Genomic DNA, 17,360 nt, shown 5'->3' on the forward strand with positions numbered 1-17,360 from the left:
AGACTGTATCTTGCTTAAAGGTTACGCAACAACGTCCCGTTTTACTCAAAACGACACAAATTTTGAAAATGGCATTGTTGACAAATTGAGGCGTTGAGCGGTTGTGGTGGGCAGTGACCTTGAATGAATTCTTCTGCCAATTCAGTTAATTGCGCTTCCCAATGTTGTCGATAATCAGACCAATTTTCATCTTTTTTTATGGCCGCTAAACCGGGTAAAGAATGATTTTCTGCACTCAACCCTTTACAGACAAATTGCCCGGCTTTTAATTGAGCAAAGACGAGCCCATTGATCGTTTGGTCGAGCAAGGCATAGAGTAATAATTGCGGTTCTTTAGGGCGCTCTTCTTTCCAGGGCAAACTTTGTGGCAAGCTGCTTTTATAATCAATCACCCATTTTTGTTCTTGCTCAACCCGGTCAAGTCTATCCACGCGAACACGAAAATCAATTCCTGCCAAATGGATTGTAAAGGCTTGCTCTAGGGCTTCAACTTCAAAAGCCGGACGTTGCCGTTCCCACTGCAGACAGGCATGGACTAAACGCTTAAGTCTTGCTAATTCAACTTCTTGGAACAGAGAAGAAAACGAGTGGGTTCGTTTATCAATTAAAGGCTCTAAAGCAGAGCGAATGGCTTGCTCAATCTTGAGTTCTAATTCGTCGTCTTTTAGTCCTAATAAGGTTTTTTGATTGCCTAATGCTTGCCAGAGTAATTCCATGACCTTATGAATTACTTGTCCCCGCTCTTTGGCATCCGGTCCTTCTGTGGTGTCTAAAGTGGTTCTAGCATGCAATCGATGCTCAGCGAAAGCACGGAAAGGGCATTTGGCCTGATTGGCTAAGATCGCTGTGCCTCCAGCTGTTTTTTCACCATCAATCAAAGGAATTTGATAATTTTCGGCAAAAGGAACGGTCAGAGAGTTTCTATTTGGTTTGTTAATCTCGCTTGTAGGAAAAGCGGCTAAATGAGCAACCAAGGGACTAGGTAGATTGGGTTTATCATCGCTTAAACGAGGATAGCTATAAACTACTTGAGAGCTGCTATTGGCAAAACGTTGCACGATCTTTTTAGCTAAATGCAATTCACGCTCAGGCGATGCATGCGGCATACCATGATCACGTTGCAGGGAAAGTGGAATAAAGGCAGAAAGCCTAGCCTTTTGCGGCAAAGCTTGGTCAGTTAAACCGGTAAACCAGAGGCTATCAAAAGAACAGCCTCCTGCTTCTAATAAGCCAAGAATTTGAATGGCTGCTTCTGCTTTTTTAGCTTGGAAAATAGTTGATTTTGCCAAATAGGCGAAGGCGGAAAATGCCTCTTCTTGGGATAGTTCCACAGTAAGTAAATTAAGTTGTTTAAATTCGTCAAATAGGGCTAAAAATCGTTGATAGCATTGATAATTAGCAGAATTTAGAGAATATTCGCCAGGAAAGCCTAAGGCTAACAGACGATTTTTAAACGCGTTCACCCATTCAGTGGGCGAACCGCTTTGAGGATAAGCTGTGATGGTTTTCACCCGCTCAGCTAATCGAGGTGCTGTTTGTTCTAGCTCTTTAAGTAACGCGTCTTGTTCAAATTGAAATTCCTGCAGTATTTTGCTTTCTTCTAGGAGTTGAGCGCGAGCAAGCATTTCAGTTTGTGAATAGGCTAGATAAGGCGAATGAAGCAATAAACGGGCTTGATGAATATTGAGGTGCTTGCCGTTGAGCTGAATCCAGCAAAGTGCATGGGAAACGAGCGGATAATCGGACAAGGCTTGGCCAAGAGAAATATTAAATTGTTCTGGGGTAAACTGTTTCTGCAAAAGCCGTTGCAAGGACTGAGATTGAGTTTGTAAACCAGGAACAACAACCGCAATGCGTTTTTCACCTTTGGCAAGGCAGGTTTTTATCCAAGGTATTAACTGTTGATACTCATCCTGTTCGTCCTGAGCGGCATAAAGATGAAGTTGGCTTGCCGTGGCTTTTAAATCATAGTGATAAAGCTGGCAACCTTGCTCGCTGAAATGCTTTTGTAATGCACGTTGTTGCGGTGTGTAATCATCAAAACAAGCCCACACAAAGGTTTCTTGGTTGACAAATTTTTTTTGCAAGCTCAAATAGTTGGCTAATTGAGCCTCCGTAATAGCCTCTATTTTGTTGAGTTCCTGCTCTAATTCTAAAGCCCAGAGCTGGAATTGCCGTGTTTGTGGCGTTGACAAAAAAGAAGGATGATCAAAATCAATTTGCCAAAATTGGCAACGAACCCAAGCATCTATCACCGCTCCTAATAAACCCTCGTTCAAATGCGGGCTATGAATTTTAAGAATCTTGCGGCAAAGATAATGAAATTGTGCAGTGGTCAGAACAATAGGATGTGACTGTTTTGGGTCGTGGTGGGTTAAGAGCTTGAATTGAATTTGCAAAAAAGCAGAATAGGGTAGGCAACGAGGTTTATCATGCACGGATTGATGACGGGTTTTAGAAAAATCATGTATTAATTCATTGCTTAAACGATTATTCGGAGTAATAACCGTAGCGCCATTTTCCATCAATTCAAACAGATGGGATTTATCATTCATCATTCGCTGCATCACTGTGGTCTTTGGTTTCTATGCGTTGTTGATCAGCGGCAATTAAACCAGGTAAAAAATGTTTGTTGAAATAAATCGCTACAAGGCCGGAAAGAGGAATAAACCACAGTCCTATCGTCAAGCTAAGGGAAGCTAAGATTGCACCATAAACCACAAAATAATCTTTCATATGTTGCAAGTGACTGACAAAGATTGGATCAGAAAAATAGTAATGAGCGAGAATCGCTAAACTTCCAAGAATAAGTATCAGGAACGCGAGTAAAATACCAATTAAAAAAGGCCGTAACCAATGCGCTTTTTTAGCTAAAACCTTTCCTAAAAAACCACCAACTAAAGCACCAATAATGAGGGCAACGAAGATAGAAGGTAATAGAGGTAAAAGCCCTTTGTCTCTTAAGGATAAAAGGGTGTATTTAGTAAATAAGGTAAAAAGCAGAGAATAAATAGCAAAAAAAATGGCCCCAGCAAATCTGGGGCTTAATGGAGAATAATTGTTAGCGTTTACATTCATAATCTTGTCACTTAGTGGTTATATGTTCTTTGCTTTGCTCCGCATCCACGGGTTTTACTAATTTAGTCTTATCTTTGCTTTCCATTGGATTTTCTTTCAATGGTTTTAGTTTTTCATGTTTAGAGTGTAGTATGTCGTAAACTAGATGCCCGCGTAAATACATTGCTGCTAAACCGGCAGCAATAGCCAGCCACAAACCTGCGACAAGAAAACAATAGAGTAATATAAATAAATAAGTGACAAACAGATTATTGAAGCCCAAGTCTGCAAAGGCTTCAGGGTGATGAGTCTTAAATAAGTATAGGAAAATTAAAGCATAAATTGGTAAAGCAGCAAGAACCATGACAAAACCCCAGAGAAACGCTCTGCGCCGGTAGGGTTTTTGAGAATGGATAATTAGCCTGCCAAAAATAGCACCAAAACAACTGGCTATGATTACTGCCAGTAAAATGGCTTGGAAAGCAGGTAAGATCTGCTGTACCCCGAAGGCGTAAAAAATGGCATCAATAATAACGGTTGCTACAATTGACAATAAGCCAAAATAAACTGCAGAGAGCAAGCGAGGGTTTGAAATTGATAAAGCTTCATCATCCTTTTCCATTAGATCCTCCAAACAAACATGATTGATAAGCAGAGATCTACATGCTTATTTAAAATCCCTTAACAATATAATATTAGACCAAGTGCGGGGCTTTTTTCGCCTATAATTAAAAATAACGGCCATAAGGAGTTGAATAGAATTATCTTTTTGGTAAAATAATAGTCATTAAGTCATTTTGTTGAAATACATGTCTTTTTTTTATAAAAGCAATCGCATCATTCCAGGAGAGCCGACTCGAGCGGGCCATACTTTTTTTAAAGAGGCTAAGTATCTCGACCTAGAGGGTTTTTTAAGAAAAATTGTTTATAAAAAAAATAAAAAGGGCAATCCTCAATTATCTGTTTTTGAAGTGGCTTTTACAGCCTTAGCGAGGCGTTTTTTACGGCCTGATTTAACTCCAAAACAGGCCTTAGTAAAAAACCAAGGGCAAGAAATTGTTGGACTCGCATCAGAGTATTTTTCTTATACGGCTCAACGGCGTGAGGGCTTAGGTGTTTTTGCATCAATAGCCAAAGATGATAGGCCCAAACCCGCGAGGGATTCGCAAGCTAATAATTTGAAAAGACCGTCAACGCAGTACTGTATTACTTACAGAACTGTCAGTGAACCCGAACAAATTCCGATCGCATTTCTAGATCAATATGATCCTGGTTTTTTTAATGTGTTATGGCAATTGAGAAGCACCGGACAAATTGATTTTGATGTGGCTTCACTAGCTAGTGTATTAGCTGGATCTTATAGCTTGGAAGAAGATGATCTCCATAAAGGGAATTTAGGTTTTTATATCGTAAAAAAATTAATAAAAGGCGAAGAAAAATTTCAAGTTGTATTTTTCAAAATTGATAATGATCTGATGTTGGTGGATAGTATGATGTCGCGTTGCAATGCCCGCATGACTAGCTGGCTTCATAACGAGCATGCTTTTGAAATAACAATGCGGGATCTCATTGATTTTCCAAATCTTTCTGATTCAAAAAATTTTTATTGGCCTACTTATTTACGTTTGTTTGCAAATCCAATCGGTAACAAAGACTATTCAGATGAAGATGATGCCCTTGCATTTATTGAATTAGGTAAAGATCCTGAATTTCAACGAGAAAAATGGCGAGAGTTTTATAAACATATTCTTATTCCCCAAGCCATTATTGAACAAGATTTAGAAGAAGTTCTTGATAAAAATTCCCCAGAAGACAGGGCACAAATTGCTTTAATTACTCATGCAGTGCTAGCAAGGCAAGCTAAGCTAAGGGCAGTACTGTTTGCCATTCCTCAATTTCGTGATTTTGTGATGACCCTGAAAGAAAGAGACGCCCAATCAATTCAGGATGAAATTGTGAGAGACATCGACCCATCAATTCAAGAAAATATAATTCCTGATATTGATAGAAATATGGAGCACTATAATTCCTTTTGTGCCAATGAATATGTTGATGGTGATACGCCCTTACACCTGGCAATTCGACTAGGGGATTATCGTTATCAAGAAACTTGGCAATCGTTCAGTGAGTTTGCTGCACAAGAAAATAGCCGAGGTGAAAAACCTTTAGATGTCGCTGTAGCAGCAATTAAAAATAGTGATCCCCATTCTCACAATGAGGTAAGAAAAAATCCTTTTCTTATCATTCAAGCTCTGCTAAAAGAAGGGGTGCAAAAAACAGCTTCTTATAAAGAATTAAGTAAAGAGTTAAGGAGAAAAATTAAAAATTATTCTTTAAATTCTATTCATAGGACTCATGCGACTGAAGCGAGTTCTACTGACGAATTATTAGCGCTTATGCAAGCCATTGGTGAAGATCATAGTTTTAGCCTTAAAATGAAAAAAGAGCTTTCTGTTATCTGCCTGAAAGATTATATAAGAGCGCATAGAAATGATTCAAACTATGAAAAAACATTATTAGAGATCAAGGAAGCTTTAAACGGCTATAAAAAACCTCCTGCACCACAACTACAATTTATTCGTCAGCTACGAAGTCATTTATGGATCATTCGTAAAATCAGAGGCCTATTCGGAGTAACTTCAACCCAAAGTGAACTCAATGGATTAATCAATCAAGAGTTAAATCGTTTAAATCCCAGTTGCTTTTTCTCTTGCTTTTCTTTCTTTTTCTGTAACTCTGAGACGGATATTGGCGCTGAGACGGTCATTCTTAATTCTCAAGAAGAAATGCCCCCATTTATTTCTCTAATTTAAACTGCTTCTAAAATAGCAGTGACCCCCATACCACCTGCCGTACAAATAGAAATTAAACCTCGGCCGCTGCCATTTTGGTGTAACATTTTGGCAAGACTTGCAACAATACGGCTGCCTGTTGCAGCGAAAGGGTGCCCTAGGGCAACCGATCCTCCCTTGATATTCAATTTTGAGCGATCGATGGTTCCTAAGGCTGTGTCCCGATGAAGGACTTGTTTGCAATAATCCTCTGATTCCCAAGCTTTTAAAGTACATAAAACTTGTCCTTCAAACGCTTCATGAATTTCATAAAAATCGAAATCTTGCAGTGTTAATTTATTACGTTTTAAAAGTTCACTCACAGCAAGGGTTGGGGCCATTAATAAGCCTTCACCATGGACGTAATCGACTGCTGCGACTTGAGCGTCAACAAAACGGGCAAGTAAGGGATAATTGAATTTTGTGGCTATCTCTTCGCTTACCAAATAAACCGCTGAAGAGCCATCAGTGAGGGGTGTTGAGTTACCTGCAGTTAAAGTGCCGGAACCGCTAAAATCAAAGGAGGGTTTTAACTTGGCTAATTTTTCTATCGTCGTGTCTCTGCGCAAAATACTGTCGCGTTTTAAGCCTTGAAATTCAAAAACCAAATCATCATAAAACCCTTCATCATAAGCCCTAGCTGCATTTTGATGACTTAAAAAAGCCAATTCATCTTGGGCATGCCGAGTAATATGCCATTCTTTCACCATTTTCTCAGTATGTTCCCCCATTGATAAGCCGGTTCTAGGCTCCACAACTGCTGGAAATTGTGGCTTTATATCGCTTGGGCGAAAAGAAAATAATAATTTTAATTTGCTGGCAAAATCTCTTGCTTGATTTAAAGCAACTAATTTTTGTGCAAAGGAGCGCTTGAACATAATTGGAATATCACTGTTTGTATCGACACCGCCGGCAATGCCGTCATCAATTTGGTAGTTTGCAATTTTGAGGGCGATTTGCAATGTAGTTTCTAGACTCGTTCCACAAGCTCTTTGCAGTGAATATCCAGGTGTGTGAGGATTGAGGGCGGAGCCAAGCACACATTCCCGTGCGAGATTCCAATCAAAAGAGCTATGCATCACGGCGCCAAGACCCACGTCACCCAACAGCCTATTTTCAAGATGCATTTTTTTGACGAGCTCTTGTAAAGAAGCAAGCATCAAATCTTGAGTTGAGATTTTATTATAGCTAGTCATGGACTTTACAAAGGGTGTCCTAATGCCTCCTGCAATATAAACTGGTCTTGTTTTCACCTTGATATCCCCTTCAGGTATATTAGCTAATAATAGTCCAATTTTCTCTAGACTAAATTGGATCCCTAATTAGGTCCTTGGTGTGTTTTGAAACTCATTTTAGACCCAGTAATTTATTCGTCCTCGCAATAATAACAGTTGGAGCATCATGGGCTGTTTAAAAATCACTTATTCTTTATCAACTTCTCTGCAACTTCTTTTTTCATCACAATAATTGAAATACGGCGGTTATTGGGATTTAAGGGATTAGTTTTATCCAATAAAACCGAGGAAGCAAAGCCTGTAACCTCCATAACTTTATTTTCTTGTAAACCCGCTTTAATAAGGACTCGTCTTGCTGAGTTGGCTCGTTGTGTAGATAATTCCCAGTTAGATTGGGTCAAATCCTCAGGGTTGTTGTAAGGATTTGCATCAGTATGACCTTGGATACTGATTTTGTTGGGGACCGTGCTTAAAAGCTTGGCAATCTTATCGAGAATGGGCTGCATTTCTGGACTCATTTGATCAGAGCCCATGGGGAACATAGGCTTATTCTTATTATCAATAAGCTGAATACGTAAGCCCTCCGATACTTCGTCCATCAATAAACGATCTTTTAATTCGGTGAGTGCAGGATCTTTATTCACGGTAAGCAAGATATTTGATTTTAATTCTTCAAGTTTCTTCATCTCTTTTTGTTTGTCTTTTTGATGATCTTGTTTCTGTCCATCGGCTGTTTGCTCAGCAGAGACTTGTCCATCATGCTTGTCTAATTGATCCCCACCACCTTTAATGATGTTTGTCCGCGACCCCATGCTATCGCCGCCGATTAAGGCAATGCGCAGCGGTTGTTTGAAATATTCACTGATGCCATCCTTTTGTGCTTTATTTAAAGAAGCGATTAACCACATCAATAAGAAAAAGGCCATCATTGCCGTGACAAAATCGGCGTAAGCAATTTTCCATGAGCCGCCATGGTGAGGGTGAGATTCACCGGCTTTTCGTTTAATGACAACAATGTTTTTACTTTCTGCTTTACTTTCAGCCATAATAACTCCATCAAGTAAAAGTTAAGCCCTGAAGATGCATTTTGCATACAATCGTCGTTGATTATTGTTAAGCGGCATTGGCATCGGCATCGGCAGTATCTGCTTTTACTGGTTTAATTCCTTCGTTAAGTTCATTGAATGATGGTCTTGCGGTTGAAAACAAGACTTTTCGGCCAAATTCAGTGGCGATAAGGGGTGGATTCCCGTTTACACTTGCTAAAAGCGTGACTTTAATACAATTCATCATCAGTAAGGCTTCACCTGAACGTTGTTCAATGGCCGTTGCTATTGGCCCAATGAAGCCATAGCCTAATAAAATTCCAAGGAAAGTTCCTACTAATGCTTGAGCGACTAAAATCCCAAGCTCCGCCGGAGGCAGATTGATGGACTCCATTGTGTGCACAACTCCCAAGACTGCTGCCACGATACCAAAAGCAGGCATACCATCGGCGAGTTTGGTAATGGCATTCACTGGAATAAGTTCTTCTTGGTGATAAGTGGCTATTTCACTATCCATGAGTGATTCCAATTGGAAGGGCTGCATATTGGAGGTGATAATTAAGCGAAAATAATCACAAATGAATTCAATGACATGCTTTTTGGTTAAGAGGCGCGGGTAGTTAGAAAAAATCGCACTGTTCTCAGGATCATCAATATCATTTTCTAAAGCCATCATCCCTTCTTGGCGTCCTTTGTTCAGCAAAGTGTAAAGCAAACCTAATAAATCCATATAAAGTAGCTTGGTTGATTTTTGACCTTTAAAAGCAGTAGGTAAGGCTTTGAGAATGGCTTTTAAAACACTAGACTGATTACCGACAATTAAAGAGCCAATTGCTGCCCCGGCGATAATTAATAATTCAATAGGTTGAATGATTGCTTTCAAATGGCCCCCAGCTAGGGCAAATCCACCAAAAACTGATAATAAAATTACAACATAGCCAATCAAGATAAGCATGTAATGTCCCTAAAAAAGTAATATTCCCTATTAATTACTATCTGATCTGCCCCATTGAAGGACAGATCAATTGACGACTATTTTAGATAATCATGTACGACCCGACCATAGGGTAAAACTAGATCAGTGATAACATGTGTCGCTTTAACAATATTTTTTACCGGTAGGAAGGCAATTGGCGCTAAGGCATGATAGTTTAAATCCAAGCGCGCAGGCCCTGTCCAGGCACCTTTGATGACTAAATTTTCCAAATGATATTCCACCAATTCACAAATGCGAGTGGTTCCATCAACATGGGGAATTATCTTTAGTAAATAATTAGGTCCAGACATGGCTTTTTTTACAGCCTCTCCATCGAGTTTTTCATATTTGAAACCCATAGTTGCTGTCGCTACTCGACAACAACCATAATCCAAAATTCCAACCAGCGTTTCTTTTTCAACTTTCAGACTGGGCTGTGCTAGTTTTTTGGGAAAGCCCCAAATTTCTCGTCCCCCAGAGATAGGAGGCTGGTCATCTAAATACATAGCATGAGTATAAGAGCCTGTTTTTCCCTTATAACGCACAGGGATAACTTGACCGGATTCAGTATAATCACCAAAGCCAGTTGAATCAGGCATCCGAATGACTTCAAAATTGACGTGCGGCTCAACCACTTCTAAAGGTGCAGGTACAATTTCGCGCAGTAAATCAATATCAGTTTCGTAGGTAATAATGAAGTACTCTCTATTATTAAACTGATAGGGCCCCCGGGGGTAAGAGGGGCATGAAAAAGGCATTGCAAACGCATCCTTCTTAATTTGTGCTTCATCCATTTTAATTCTCCTAGGAGCATTAAGTTGATTATTAGTTAGTACAATTACTCCATAAACCAACCATGACTCACCACTAAGGATTGACCTGTTAATGCATTGGATGGAAATGCTGCAAAAAATAGAGCAGTTTGCGCAACATCCTCGACGGTGGTGAATTTTACATCCACGGTATCTTTTAGCATGACATTTTTAACCACGTCATCTTCACTAATTCCCAACTCTTTTGCTTGTTCAGGAATTTGTTTGTCTACCAAAGGAGTGCGTACAAAACCAGGACAAATGACATTGGCATGAATGCCATATTCACCCGCTTCTTTAGCAACTACTTTACATAAACCTAATAATCCATGTTTCGCCGTAACATAAGGGGCTTTTAGTTTAGAAGCTAATTTGGAATGTACAGAACCCATATAAATAATACTGCCGCCTTTTTTAGCTGCGTACATGTGTTTTAGACAAGCTTTAGTGGTTAAAAACGCACCGTCTAAATGAATAGAAAGTAATTTTTTCCAATCAGCATAAGCTAGTTCGTTTATCGGATCGATAATTTGAATTCCTGCATTACTGACAAGGACATCAATGCCACCAAATTGTTTGGCGACTGCATCGACGCCGGTATTCACCTGTTCTTCGTCAATTACATTCATTTGCACAGCCATTGCTTGACCTTTTTTAGCTTTAATTTCGTCAACAACGACTTGGGCTTGTTGAAGATTAAGATCGGCAATGGCTACTTTTGCGCCTTCACTTGCATAAAGTAGGGCTATCTCTTTACCTATTCCACTGGCTGCGCCTGTTACAATGGCTACTTTATCTTTTAATCGCATGATTACGTCCCTGTTTAGTTATTGTTTTACCAGTATAGCAGCGAGTTTTCTATTTTGCTTTAGTACTTAGTCGTTAATTTATCAATGATTTCTAAATAACAACCCTGGTTTTGCGCTTTGAAACTCAATATGAGTTGAGAAAACGCAAAAACCAGGGTTTTAAACTTCAACAGCTATTGGTGGTTAGCTATTAGTAGTTAAAGAAAACGCCATTTCTCCAATAGCCGTTACCATAGCCCCAACTATTACGGTAACCATAACCATTACCATAGTAGGTGTTGTAATAGCCTGTTCTCCATGGATTTCTATAATAATATCTTCTGTCTTGAGCCTGACCAATTTGGTTGCCAATTAGACCACCAACGCCAGCACCGATAATTGCACCGCCTCCACGACCAACAGCATAACCAACTCCAGCCCCAGTAGCTGCACCGGCAACAGTTCCAACCTGAGTATTAGTACAAGAGCTTAGAGTGATAGTCGATAAACTAGCAAAAATTAAAGTAGAGATGATTGTTTTTTTCATAGTTCTTTTCCTTTTGTTAGTATTGTTGTTTCCCTCAAAAAACATATTAGTACAAAACCAAACAAAATGTTTAATAAAAGAGCAAAAAAATTTTTTAATGAGATTCAAAAAAAGGGTTAACCCTTACTGGGAAAGGGTTTTAGCATTCTGATTGCAAAGATAAATTTTTGGGCTTGAGAAATTATTCATCCCCCAGTAGTATTGGCTTTATCGTTAGGAAAAAGAGGGTGTAATGTTTCGAGGAAGCATAGTGGCATTGGTAACCCCAATGCGTGATGATAAAGTGGATGAGGCTAAGTTACGCGAATTAGTGGAGTTTCATATCACAGCAGGTACGCATGCTATTGTGGCTGCCGGTACTACTGGAGAAGCTGGAACCCTGTCTAATGCGGAGAAACTTTTAGTTATAAAAACGGTAATAGAACAAACCCGCGAACGTATTCCAGTCATTGCAGGTACCGCAATGAATGCGACCAAATATTGTATTGAATTAACAAAAGAAGCAATGGAATGTGGTGCGCATGCGGCTCTTATTATGACGCCAGCTTATATTAAACCGACGCAAGAAGGGCTTTACCAACATTACAGTGCAATTGCGAATTCCGTAGCAATACCCATTATTGTATATAATGTACCAAGCCGAACCGCCTGCGATTTATTGCCTGATACGGTGGCAAGACTGGCTAAGATTTCAAATATAATCGGGATCAAAGAGTCAACTGGCCAAATGTCTCGATTACAACAGATCTTACGTGCCTGTGAAGGAAGCATTGATGTCTATAGTGGTGATGATTTGACTGCAGCCCAGTGGATGTTAGCGGGTGCAAAAGGGGTAATTTCCGTCACAGCGAATGTTGCAGCTCGACAAATGGCAAAATTGTGTGATGCCGCTTTGGATGATGATCATGCAGGTTGTTTACGAATTAATGAGCAATTGATGCCCTTACATCAGCTATTATTTGTAGAATCTAATCCTATTCCGGCAAAATGGGCACTGAGTAAAATGGGTTTGATGAGTGATGAGTTGCGATTACCAATGACATCCTTAGCTCAAGAACACCATCAGGCATTAGAGCAAGTACTTCGTACTTTGCAACTTATATAGAAGAGAGGATAGCTGTAGTGAAAAAAAATGTGGTTCTTTTTATATTGCCGCTGCTTTTAGCGGCTTGTTCGGCCTATACTAGTAATGGAGAGAAGCAATATTTACAGAGTAGGAATGGGGCTAAGGTCGTGGTGCCTCCGCCCTTAACAGATTCGAATATTAGCCATTTTTACGATCTGCCGCAGCAAAACCAAAGTGCTCAGGTGAGCATAACACCACCATCAGATCCAGAACGTAAAGGTAGCTAGTTTACATACGGGATGATTATGTCAACAGAAGAAGACGGCTTAGCGGTTATCCAGGACTTATCGCGACGTATCGTAGAGGCTCAAAGTCAGATACGTATTCTAGATAGTATAAAATGGGACGAGTCGGTAAAGCAGGATTTTTTTAAGCATAAAGGAAAACGTTTACCCGCTGTTGATGAATCATACTATCAAAAAAGACCACTCCCTTTTGATGCTCATGAAAAGCAAGAAGAGTTTCGTTTAATTTTGCGCGATGCGCAAAACCATCTTGGGCAATATACGCCAATCACCCGGTTGATAAAGCGCCAGTGTGAAGAATATTCACGAGCAGCACATATGCTGGATGTACGTGGGACGCCAGCTTTCAGTGAGTTATCAATGGAGTTGTACGGTAGTCCGAATGATGTTTTCTATTCCGGAGGACCACGGTTATCAGAGTTGGGTACCCTCCTTTTTGATGTGCTCAACGCGCTCGATGTGCAATTAAAATCAGAAGCGGATGTCAAACGTTATGCTCCAAAACAAGCCCAAGAAATATTACAGGAACGTTTAAGTCAATTTTTTGATCAGCATCCGGGCAAAGTGACTGTGCAAGTGAGTGATGACATGGTCGCCGATGCTGCAGCAGGTGCGGATACAATCAAGCTCAGCCAAACAGCAATGTTTAGTGATCGCGATTTAAAATATCTTGAAGTACACGAGGGTTGGGTGCATGTAGGTACTACCTTAAATGGTTCGATGCAGCCCTACTGTTTCTTCTTATCTAAAGGTTCACCTTCAAGTTCGGTAATGCAAGAAGGGTTGGCAGTAATTACCGAAATAGTCACTTTTTCGTCCTATCCTGCACGGGTACAAAAAATCACTAATAGAGTAATTGCGCTTGAAAAAGTCAGGCAAGGTGCCAATTTTCTTGATATCTATCGATATTTTGTAGACTGTGGTTTACCGGAAGAGGTTAGCTATAATCAAGCGGTACGCGTTTTCCGGGGTAGCACACCTGAGGGGGGGCCTTTTACTAAAGATCTTTCTTACGCTAAAGGATTTTTGTTGATTTACAATTTTATGCGCTTTGCGATTAGCCAGCGTCGTATCGAAACAATTCCTTTATTATTCTCTGGCAAAATAGTCTTGGACGATTTGCCTTTGTTGGGTGAATTACAAGAGCGTGGAGTAATTTCTTCTCCCGTTTATTTGCCCCCACCATTCCGTGATCTGGCTGCTCTTGGAGCATGGATGAGTTTTTCGCTGTTTCTTAATAAATTTAGCCTTAGTGAAATTCAAAAGAATTTCCGTTTTCTTTTAACCTAGATTTATTTCAGGGAGAAATGGCATGGGGTTGTTAGTTGAAGGCGAATGGACTGATAAGGCCTATGATACAAGCAAAAAAGGGGCCTTTAAAAGGGAATCTGCCCAATTTCACCATGCCCTATCTGAGAACCCGAAGGCCGATTTTCCCGCAGAAAAAGGACGATATCATTTATACGTGTCCCTGGCCTGCCCATGGGCACATCGCACGTTGATTTTTCGCAAATTAAAGAAGCTAGATGATTTCATTGATATCTCGATCGTCCATCCCCATATGTTAGAAAAGGGCTGGGAATTTAAAAGGGGAATGGGGGCAACGGGAGATAAGCTTTATGATTTAGCTTATCTTTATCAACTTTACTGCAAAGCGGATCAACACTACAGTGGTAGAGTGACTGTACCCGTTTTGTGGGATAAAAAAACAAAAACGATCGTCTCTAATGAATCATCAGAAATTATTCGTCAATTTAATCAAGCCTTTAATCATCTAACTGGTGACAAGCAGGATTTTTATCCTAAAGCCTTGGCGGAAGAAATCGATGCGATAAACGCTAAAATTTATAATACGGTTAATAATGGGGTTTACAAATGTGGTTTTGCTGTCACTCAAATTGCTTATGAAGAAGCATTCAATGCGCTTTTTGCAACCTTAGATGAACTAGAAAAACATTTAAGTAACAATCAGTATTTAGTCGGTGATCAGTTAACTGAAGCAGATTGGCGTTTGTTTACCACTTTAGTACGTTTTGATGCGGTTTATTTTGGTCATTTCAAAACAAATAAGCGAAGAATTAGTGATTATCCAGCTCTGCAATCGTATTTACTGCGCTTATATGACCATCCTGGAGTCAGTGAGACAGTCAATTTGACCCACATTAAACAGCATTATTATTACAGTCATAAAATGATTAACCCGACGCAAATTGTCCCTTTGGGTCCTGAGCTTAAGTTTTAAAGCCTCAAAGATTAACACCATAATATAAGGAAATAACTCTCATGCATGAGAACAACGATTCAGCTCTTATTAACTTCCGAAAAAATCATTTCCTACCCACGGCTGCACTTTACTATAAAAAACCAGTGCAACTAACCAAAGCACAGGGCGTTTATGCTTGGGACGCAGAAGGAAAACGTTATCTGGATGCTATCGGTGGCATTGTTTGCATATCTGCTGGCCACAATCATCCAAAGATCAAGAAAGCGCTTATTAATGCAATAGAAAATGACAGTATCCAACACACAAGTTTACTTTATTTGCATCAAGCACCCGTCGAAACCGCGAAGCATTTGCTTGAGGACGCGCCGAAGGGGATGGACCGAGTATCATTTACCAATTCGGGTTCAGAAGCGAATGAACTTGCTATCATGGCTGCGCGTCACGCAACTGGCGAAACGATGGTGGTGAATGTGCGTCATTCTTATCATGGCGGTACTTCTGCAACCCTCGCTTCCTGTGGTCTTTCCATCTGGCGATTCAAAGCGCAGCCAGTGACCGCTGTCACTTCTGCTCTTGAGCCCTATTGTTACCGTTGCCCGTTTAAACAAAAACCTGAAAGTTGCGCTCTAGAATGCGCAAAGAATGTAGAAACGACAATCCAAAATTCAACCCATGGCAAAATTGCCGCTTTTATACTTGAACCAATAATGGGGGTAGGCGGTTTTATTACTCCGCCTGAGGCTTATTTTTCTGAGGTTGCGCGCATTGTTCATAACTACGGTGGTAAATACATCAGTGACGAAGTGCAAACCGGTGCTGGTCGTTGTGGCGGTGATTTTTTACTCACAAAAACACTGGGCATCGATGCAGATATAGTGACTATGGCTAAAGGTTTCGGTAACGGTGCAGCCGTAGGCGCGGTATTGATGAAAACAGAGGTGGCGGAAAGCATGGCGGGCAAAACCTATTTCAATACCTTTGCAGGTGATCCTCTACAAATGATCCAAGCAAAGTTGACCATGGAAATTATTAAAGAAGAACAGTTGGTTGAGAATGCCCGCACCATGGGTGAGCTTCTAAAAGATGGTTTGAATCAGCTAGCGAAAAAACATGCTCTTATCGGCGACGTTCGTGGTCGTGGCCTGTTGTTAGGAGTTGAACTGGTTAAGGATCGCAACACCAAAACACCGGCAACGGAGGAAACTGCGCAGCTAATGGAGCTCTGTAAAGACAAAGGCTTATTGATTGGCAAGGGAGGGCAGTGGGGCTCTGTTTTGCGAATAGCACCGCCTTTGACGATTAATCGAGAAGAAGTCAATTTTATGCTTGAAACCTTAGATCGGGCTTTGGTAGAGTTGTCATCAGCGTAATTGTAGAGGCCGTCAAGTCCATACTAACGATAGTGTCGGGCCAGGGTCCAATGGCGCTGCCTTAAGGATAAAAACCCTTCTGCCTACCTAAGTCCCGCGGTACGTAGGGGGGCGGTTAAATGTGGTTAAAAAAACCTTTAAGATAGCGCCATTAGGCCTTGGCTCGACAAAATACAATATCTTCGAAAGCTAGCTAGAAGCCTGGTATTTATGCTTTAATAAGAGAATACTCCTTGAGAATATAGAGTTTTATTATGACTTTTGTGATTACCGAAAGTTGCATTAAATGCAAATACACTGATTGTGTGGAAGTTTGCCCGGTCGATTGTTTTTATGAAGGTCCAAATTTCTTAGTTATCCATCCTGATGAGTGCATCGACTGTGCTTTATGTGAACCTGAATGCCCTGTTCAAGCCATTGTCTCTGAAGATGATTTGACGGAAGATCAGAAGCAATTCAAAGAGATCAATGCTGAACTCTCCAAAACCTGGCCCAATATTACGTCTAAAAAGGATGCTCCAGAGGATGCCAAAGAATGGGACACCGTCAAAGATAAACTGCAATATTTGCAAAAAGAGTGGGAGAAGTAACAGAGCTCGTTGATGATGTCGTTGCGCATTGTCAGCGTGTCTTAAGCGACAAAGGAAGACTTGCCACGGCTCTCCCTGGTTTTGTGGCGCGTCAGGCGCAGATTGAATTATCAGTAGCCATAGCCCAAACTATTGCTAAGCGTTCCACCTTAGTTGCAGAAGCTGGAACCGGTACCGGAAAAACCTTTGCTTACTTGCTTCCTAGCCTCTTAAATGGCAAAAAAGCGCTCATCTCAACTGCTACAAAAACACTCCAGGATCAACTATTTCAAAAAGATTTACCTATGCTTGTCCGGGCGCTTGGTTTGTCGGTACGTGTCCAAAATCTTAAAGGCCGAGCGAATTATCTTTGTCGTTATCGCGTGCATTTGCATGCCGAGGAAGGACGGTTTGTTAGTCCTCAATGTGCCCATGAAATTTTGCATGTCCGCGAAAAATTAGCGCAATTGACCGAAGGATAGCGCTCGGAATTACCTGAAATTAACGAAGATTCTCCCGTTTGGCCCTATGTGA

At 40.6% G+C, this 17,360-nt stretch carries 17 protein-coding genes; 8 read left to right on the forward strand and 9 right to left on the reverse strand.

All coding sequences use genetic code 11. From position 1 onward, the window contains the following. Positions 1–41: 41 nt before the first annotated feature. The 3 genes from Lnau_RS12530 to Lnau_RS12540 are packed head-to-tail and all read right to left on the reverse strand — an operon-like array spanning position 42 to position 3,679. Entirely contained in the window at positions 42–2,558 is a 2,517-nt protein-coding gene (locus Lnau_RS12530) for a PD-(D/E)XK nuclease family protein (protein WP_058506005.1), read from the reverse strand. Beyond that, complete coding sequence (locus Lnau_RS12535; protein ID WP_058505491.1) at positions 2,548–3,078, reverse strand: hypothetical protein; 531 nt, start codon at positions 3,076–3,078, stop codon at positions 2,548–2,550. The genes Lnau_RS12530 and Lnau_RS12535 overlap by 11 nt, the downstream gene beginning before the upstream one ends. 7 nt (positions 3,079–3,085) lie before the next feature. Beyond that, the gene (locus tag Lnau_RS12540; RefSeq protein WP_058505492.1) at positions 3,086–3,679 is read right to left on the reverse strand and encodes an MFS transporter; all 594 of its coding nucleotides are present in this window, start codon (positions 3,677–3,679) and stop codon (positions 3,086–3,088) included. A gap of 187 nt (positions 3,680–3,866) precedes the next feature. On the opposite strand from Lnau_RS12540, the gene ankK reads away from it, so the two are divergent. Then, the gene (gene ankK / locus Lnau_RS12545; protein WP_058505493.1) at positions 3,867–5,870 is read left to right on the forward strand and encodes a Dot/Icm T4SS effector AnkK/LegA5; all 2,004 of its coding nucleotides are present in this window, start codon (positions 3,867–3,869) and stop codon (positions 5,868–5,870) included. Here ankK and Lnau_RS12550 read toward each other — a convergent pair. The 6 genes from Lnau_RS12550 to Lnau_RS12575 form a co-directional block, all read right to left on the reverse strand. Continuing rightward, on the reverse strand, positions 5,867–7,141 hold the full coding sequence (locus Lnau_RS12550) for an acetyl-CoA C-acetyltransferase (protein WP_083503840.1): 1,275 nt from the start codon (positions 7,139–7,141) through the stop codon (positions 5,867–5,869). The two genes, ankK and Lnau_RS12550, sit on opposite strands and share 4 nt — an antisense overlap. Before the next feature lie 164 nt (positions 7,142–7,305). Next, a complete protein-coding gene (gene motB, locus Lnau_RS12555; RefSeq protein ID WP_058505495.1) occupies positions 7,306–8,169 on the reverse strand; it encodes a flagellar motor protein MotB in 864 nt (287 codons plus the stop codon). A gap of 67 nt (positions 8,170–8,236) precedes the next feature. Further along, on the reverse strand, positions 8,237–9,124 hold the full coding sequence (gene motA / locus Lnau_RS12560; protein WP_058505496.1) for a flagellar motor stator protein MotA: 888 nt from the start codon (positions 9,122–9,124) through the stop codon (positions 8,237–8,239). Between the two features lie 77 nt (positions 9,125–9,201). Beyond that, the gene (locus Lnau_RS12565) at positions 9,202–9,939 is read right to left on the reverse strand and encodes an acetoacetate decarboxylase (RefSeq protein WP_058505497.1); all 738 of its coding nucleotides are present in this window, start codon (positions 9,937–9,939) and stop codon (positions 9,202–9,204) included. Positions 9,940–9,983: 44 nt separating this feature from the next. Beyond that, positions 9,984–10,766, reverse strand: coding sequence for a 3-hydroxybutyrate dehydrogenase (locus tag Lnau_RS12570; protein ID WP_058505498.1), 783 nt, complete (start codon positions 10,764–10,766; stop codon positions 9,984–9,986). Positions 10,767–10,956: 190 nt separating this feature from the next. After that, positions 10,957–11,292, reverse strand: coding sequence for a glycine zipper domain-containing protein (locus Lnau_RS12575; RefSeq protein WP_065240303.1), 336 nt, complete (start codon positions 11,290–11,292; stop codon positions 10,957–10,959). Between the two features lie 232 nt (positions 11,293–11,524). Here Lnau_RS12575 and dapA point away from each other — a divergent pair, with 232 nt between their 5' ends. The 7 genes from dapA to Lnau_RS17030 all read left to right on the forward strand — a co-directional run bounded on the left by dapA (position 11,525) and on the right by Lnau_RS17030 (position 17,308). Then, positions 11,525–12,397 carry a 4-hydroxy-tetrahydrodipicolinate synthase gene (gene dapA / locus Lnau_RS12580; RefSeq protein WP_058505499.1) on the forward strand — a complete coding sequence of 291 codons (873 nt, stop codon included), beginning with the start codon at positions 11,525–11,527 and terminating at the stop codon, positions 12,395–12,397. A 17-nt stretch (positions 12,398–12,414) separates the two neighbouring features. Continuing rightward, the gene (locus Lnau_RS12585; RefSeq protein WP_058505500.1) at positions 12,415–12,645 is read left to right on the forward strand and encodes a hypothetical protein; all 231 of its coding nucleotides are present in this window, start codon (positions 12,415–12,417) and stop codon (positions 12,643–12,645) included. An 18-nt stretch (positions 12,646–12,663) separates the two neighbouring features. Beyond that, complete coding sequence (locus Lnau_RS12590) at positions 12,664–13,953, forward strand: flavohemoglobin expression-modulating QEGLA motif protein (RefSeq protein WP_058505501.1); 1,290 nt, start codon at positions 12,664–12,666, stop codon at positions 13,951–13,953. Positions 13,954–13,975: 22 nt separating this feature from the next. After that, positions 13,976–14,905 carry a glutathione S-transferase family protein gene (locus Lnau_RS12595; RefSeq protein WP_058505502.1) on the forward strand — a complete coding sequence of 310 codons (930 nt, stop codon included), beginning with the start codon at positions 13,976–13,978 and terminating at the stop codon, positions 14,903–14,905. Positions 14,906–14,946: 41 nt separating this feature from the next. Continuing rightward, positions 14,947–16,257, forward strand: a complete 1,311-nt coding sequence (locus Lnau_RS12600) for an aspartate aminotransferase family protein (protein WP_058505503.1) — start codon at positions 14,947–14,949, stop codon at positions 16,255–16,257. 254 nt (positions 16,258–16,511) lie between these two features. After that, positions 16,512–16,847, forward strand: coding sequence for a ferredoxin FdxA (gene fdxA / locus Lnau_RS12605; protein WP_058505504.1), 336 nt, complete (start codon positions 16,512–16,514; stop codon positions 16,845–16,847). Continuing rightward, the gene (locus tag Lnau_RS17030) at positions 16,835–17,308 is read left to right on the forward strand and encodes a DEAD/DEAH box helicase (RefSeq protein ID WP_476630070.1); all 474 of its coding nucleotides are present in this window, start codon (positions 16,835–16,837) and stop codon (positions 17,306–17,308) included. Before fdxA ends, Lnau_RS17030 begins: the two co-directional genes overlap by 13 nt. Positions 17,309–17,360: the final 52 nt, after the last annotated feature.

It is taken from the genome of Legionella nautarum, from assembly GCF_001467895.1.
In the GTDB taxonomy this organism is placed as follows: Bacteria; Pseudomonadota; Gammaproteobacteria; order Legionellales; family Legionellaceae; genus Tatlockia; species Tatlockia nautarum.

Excerpts from the sequence above, each read along its gene's own strand:
- Lnau_RS12530 (WP_058506005.1), bottom strand. The coding sequence starts at position 2,558 with ATGATGAATGATAAATCCCATCTGTTTGAATTGATGGAAAATGGCGCT.
- Lnau_RS12535 (WP_058505491.1), bottom strand. The coding sequence starts at position 3,078 with ATGAATGTAAACGCTAACAATTATTCTCCATTAAGCCCCAGATTTGCT.
- Lnau_RS12540 (WP_058505492.1), bottom strand. The coding sequence starts at position 3,679 with ATGGAAAAGGATGATGAAGCTTTATCAATTTCAAACCCTCGCTTGCTC.
- ankK (WP_058505493.1), top strand. The coding sequence starts at position 3,867 with ATGTCTTTTTTTTATAAAAGCAATCGCATCATTCCAGGAGAGCCGACT.
- motB (WP_058505495.1), bottom strand. The coding sequence starts at position 8,169 with ATGGCTGAAAGTAAAGCAGAAAGTAAAAACATTGTTGTCATTAAACGA.
- motA (WP_058505496.1), bottom strand. The coding sequence starts at position 9,124 with ATGCTTATCTTGATTGGCTATGTTGTAATTTTATTATCAGTTTTTGGT.
- Lnau_RS12565 (WP_058505497.1), bottom strand. The coding sequence starts at position 9,939 with ATGGATGAAGCACAAATTAAGAAGGATGCGTTTGCAATGCCTTTTTCA.
- Lnau_RS12570 (WP_058505498.1), bottom strand. The coding sequence starts at position 10,766 with ATGCGATTAAAAGATAAAGTAGCCATTGTAACAGGCGCAGCCAGTGGA.
- Lnau_RS12575 (WP_065240303.1), bottom strand. The coding sequence starts at position 11,292 with ATGAAAAAAACAATCATCTCTACTTTAATTTTTGCTAGTTTATCGACT.
- dapA (WP_058505499.1), top strand. The coding sequence starts at position 11,525 with ATGTTTCGAGGAAGCATAGTGGCATTGGTAACCCCAATGCGTGATGAT.
- Lnau_RS12590 (WP_058505501.1), top strand. The coding sequence starts at position 12,664 with ATGTCAACAGAAGAAGACGGCTTAGCGGTTATCCAGGACTTATCGCGA.
- Lnau_RS12595 (WP_058505502.1), top strand. The coding sequence starts at position 13,976 with ATGGGGTTGTTAGTTGAAGGCGAATGGACTGATAAGGCCTATGATACA.
- Lnau_RS12600 (WP_058505503.1), top strand. The coding sequence starts at position 14,947 with ATGCATGAGAACAACGATTCAGCTCTTATTAACTTCCGAAAAAATCAT.
- fdxA (WP_058505504.1), top strand. The coding sequence starts at position 16,512 with ATGACTTTTGTGATTACCGAAAGTTGCATTAAATGCAAATACACTGAT.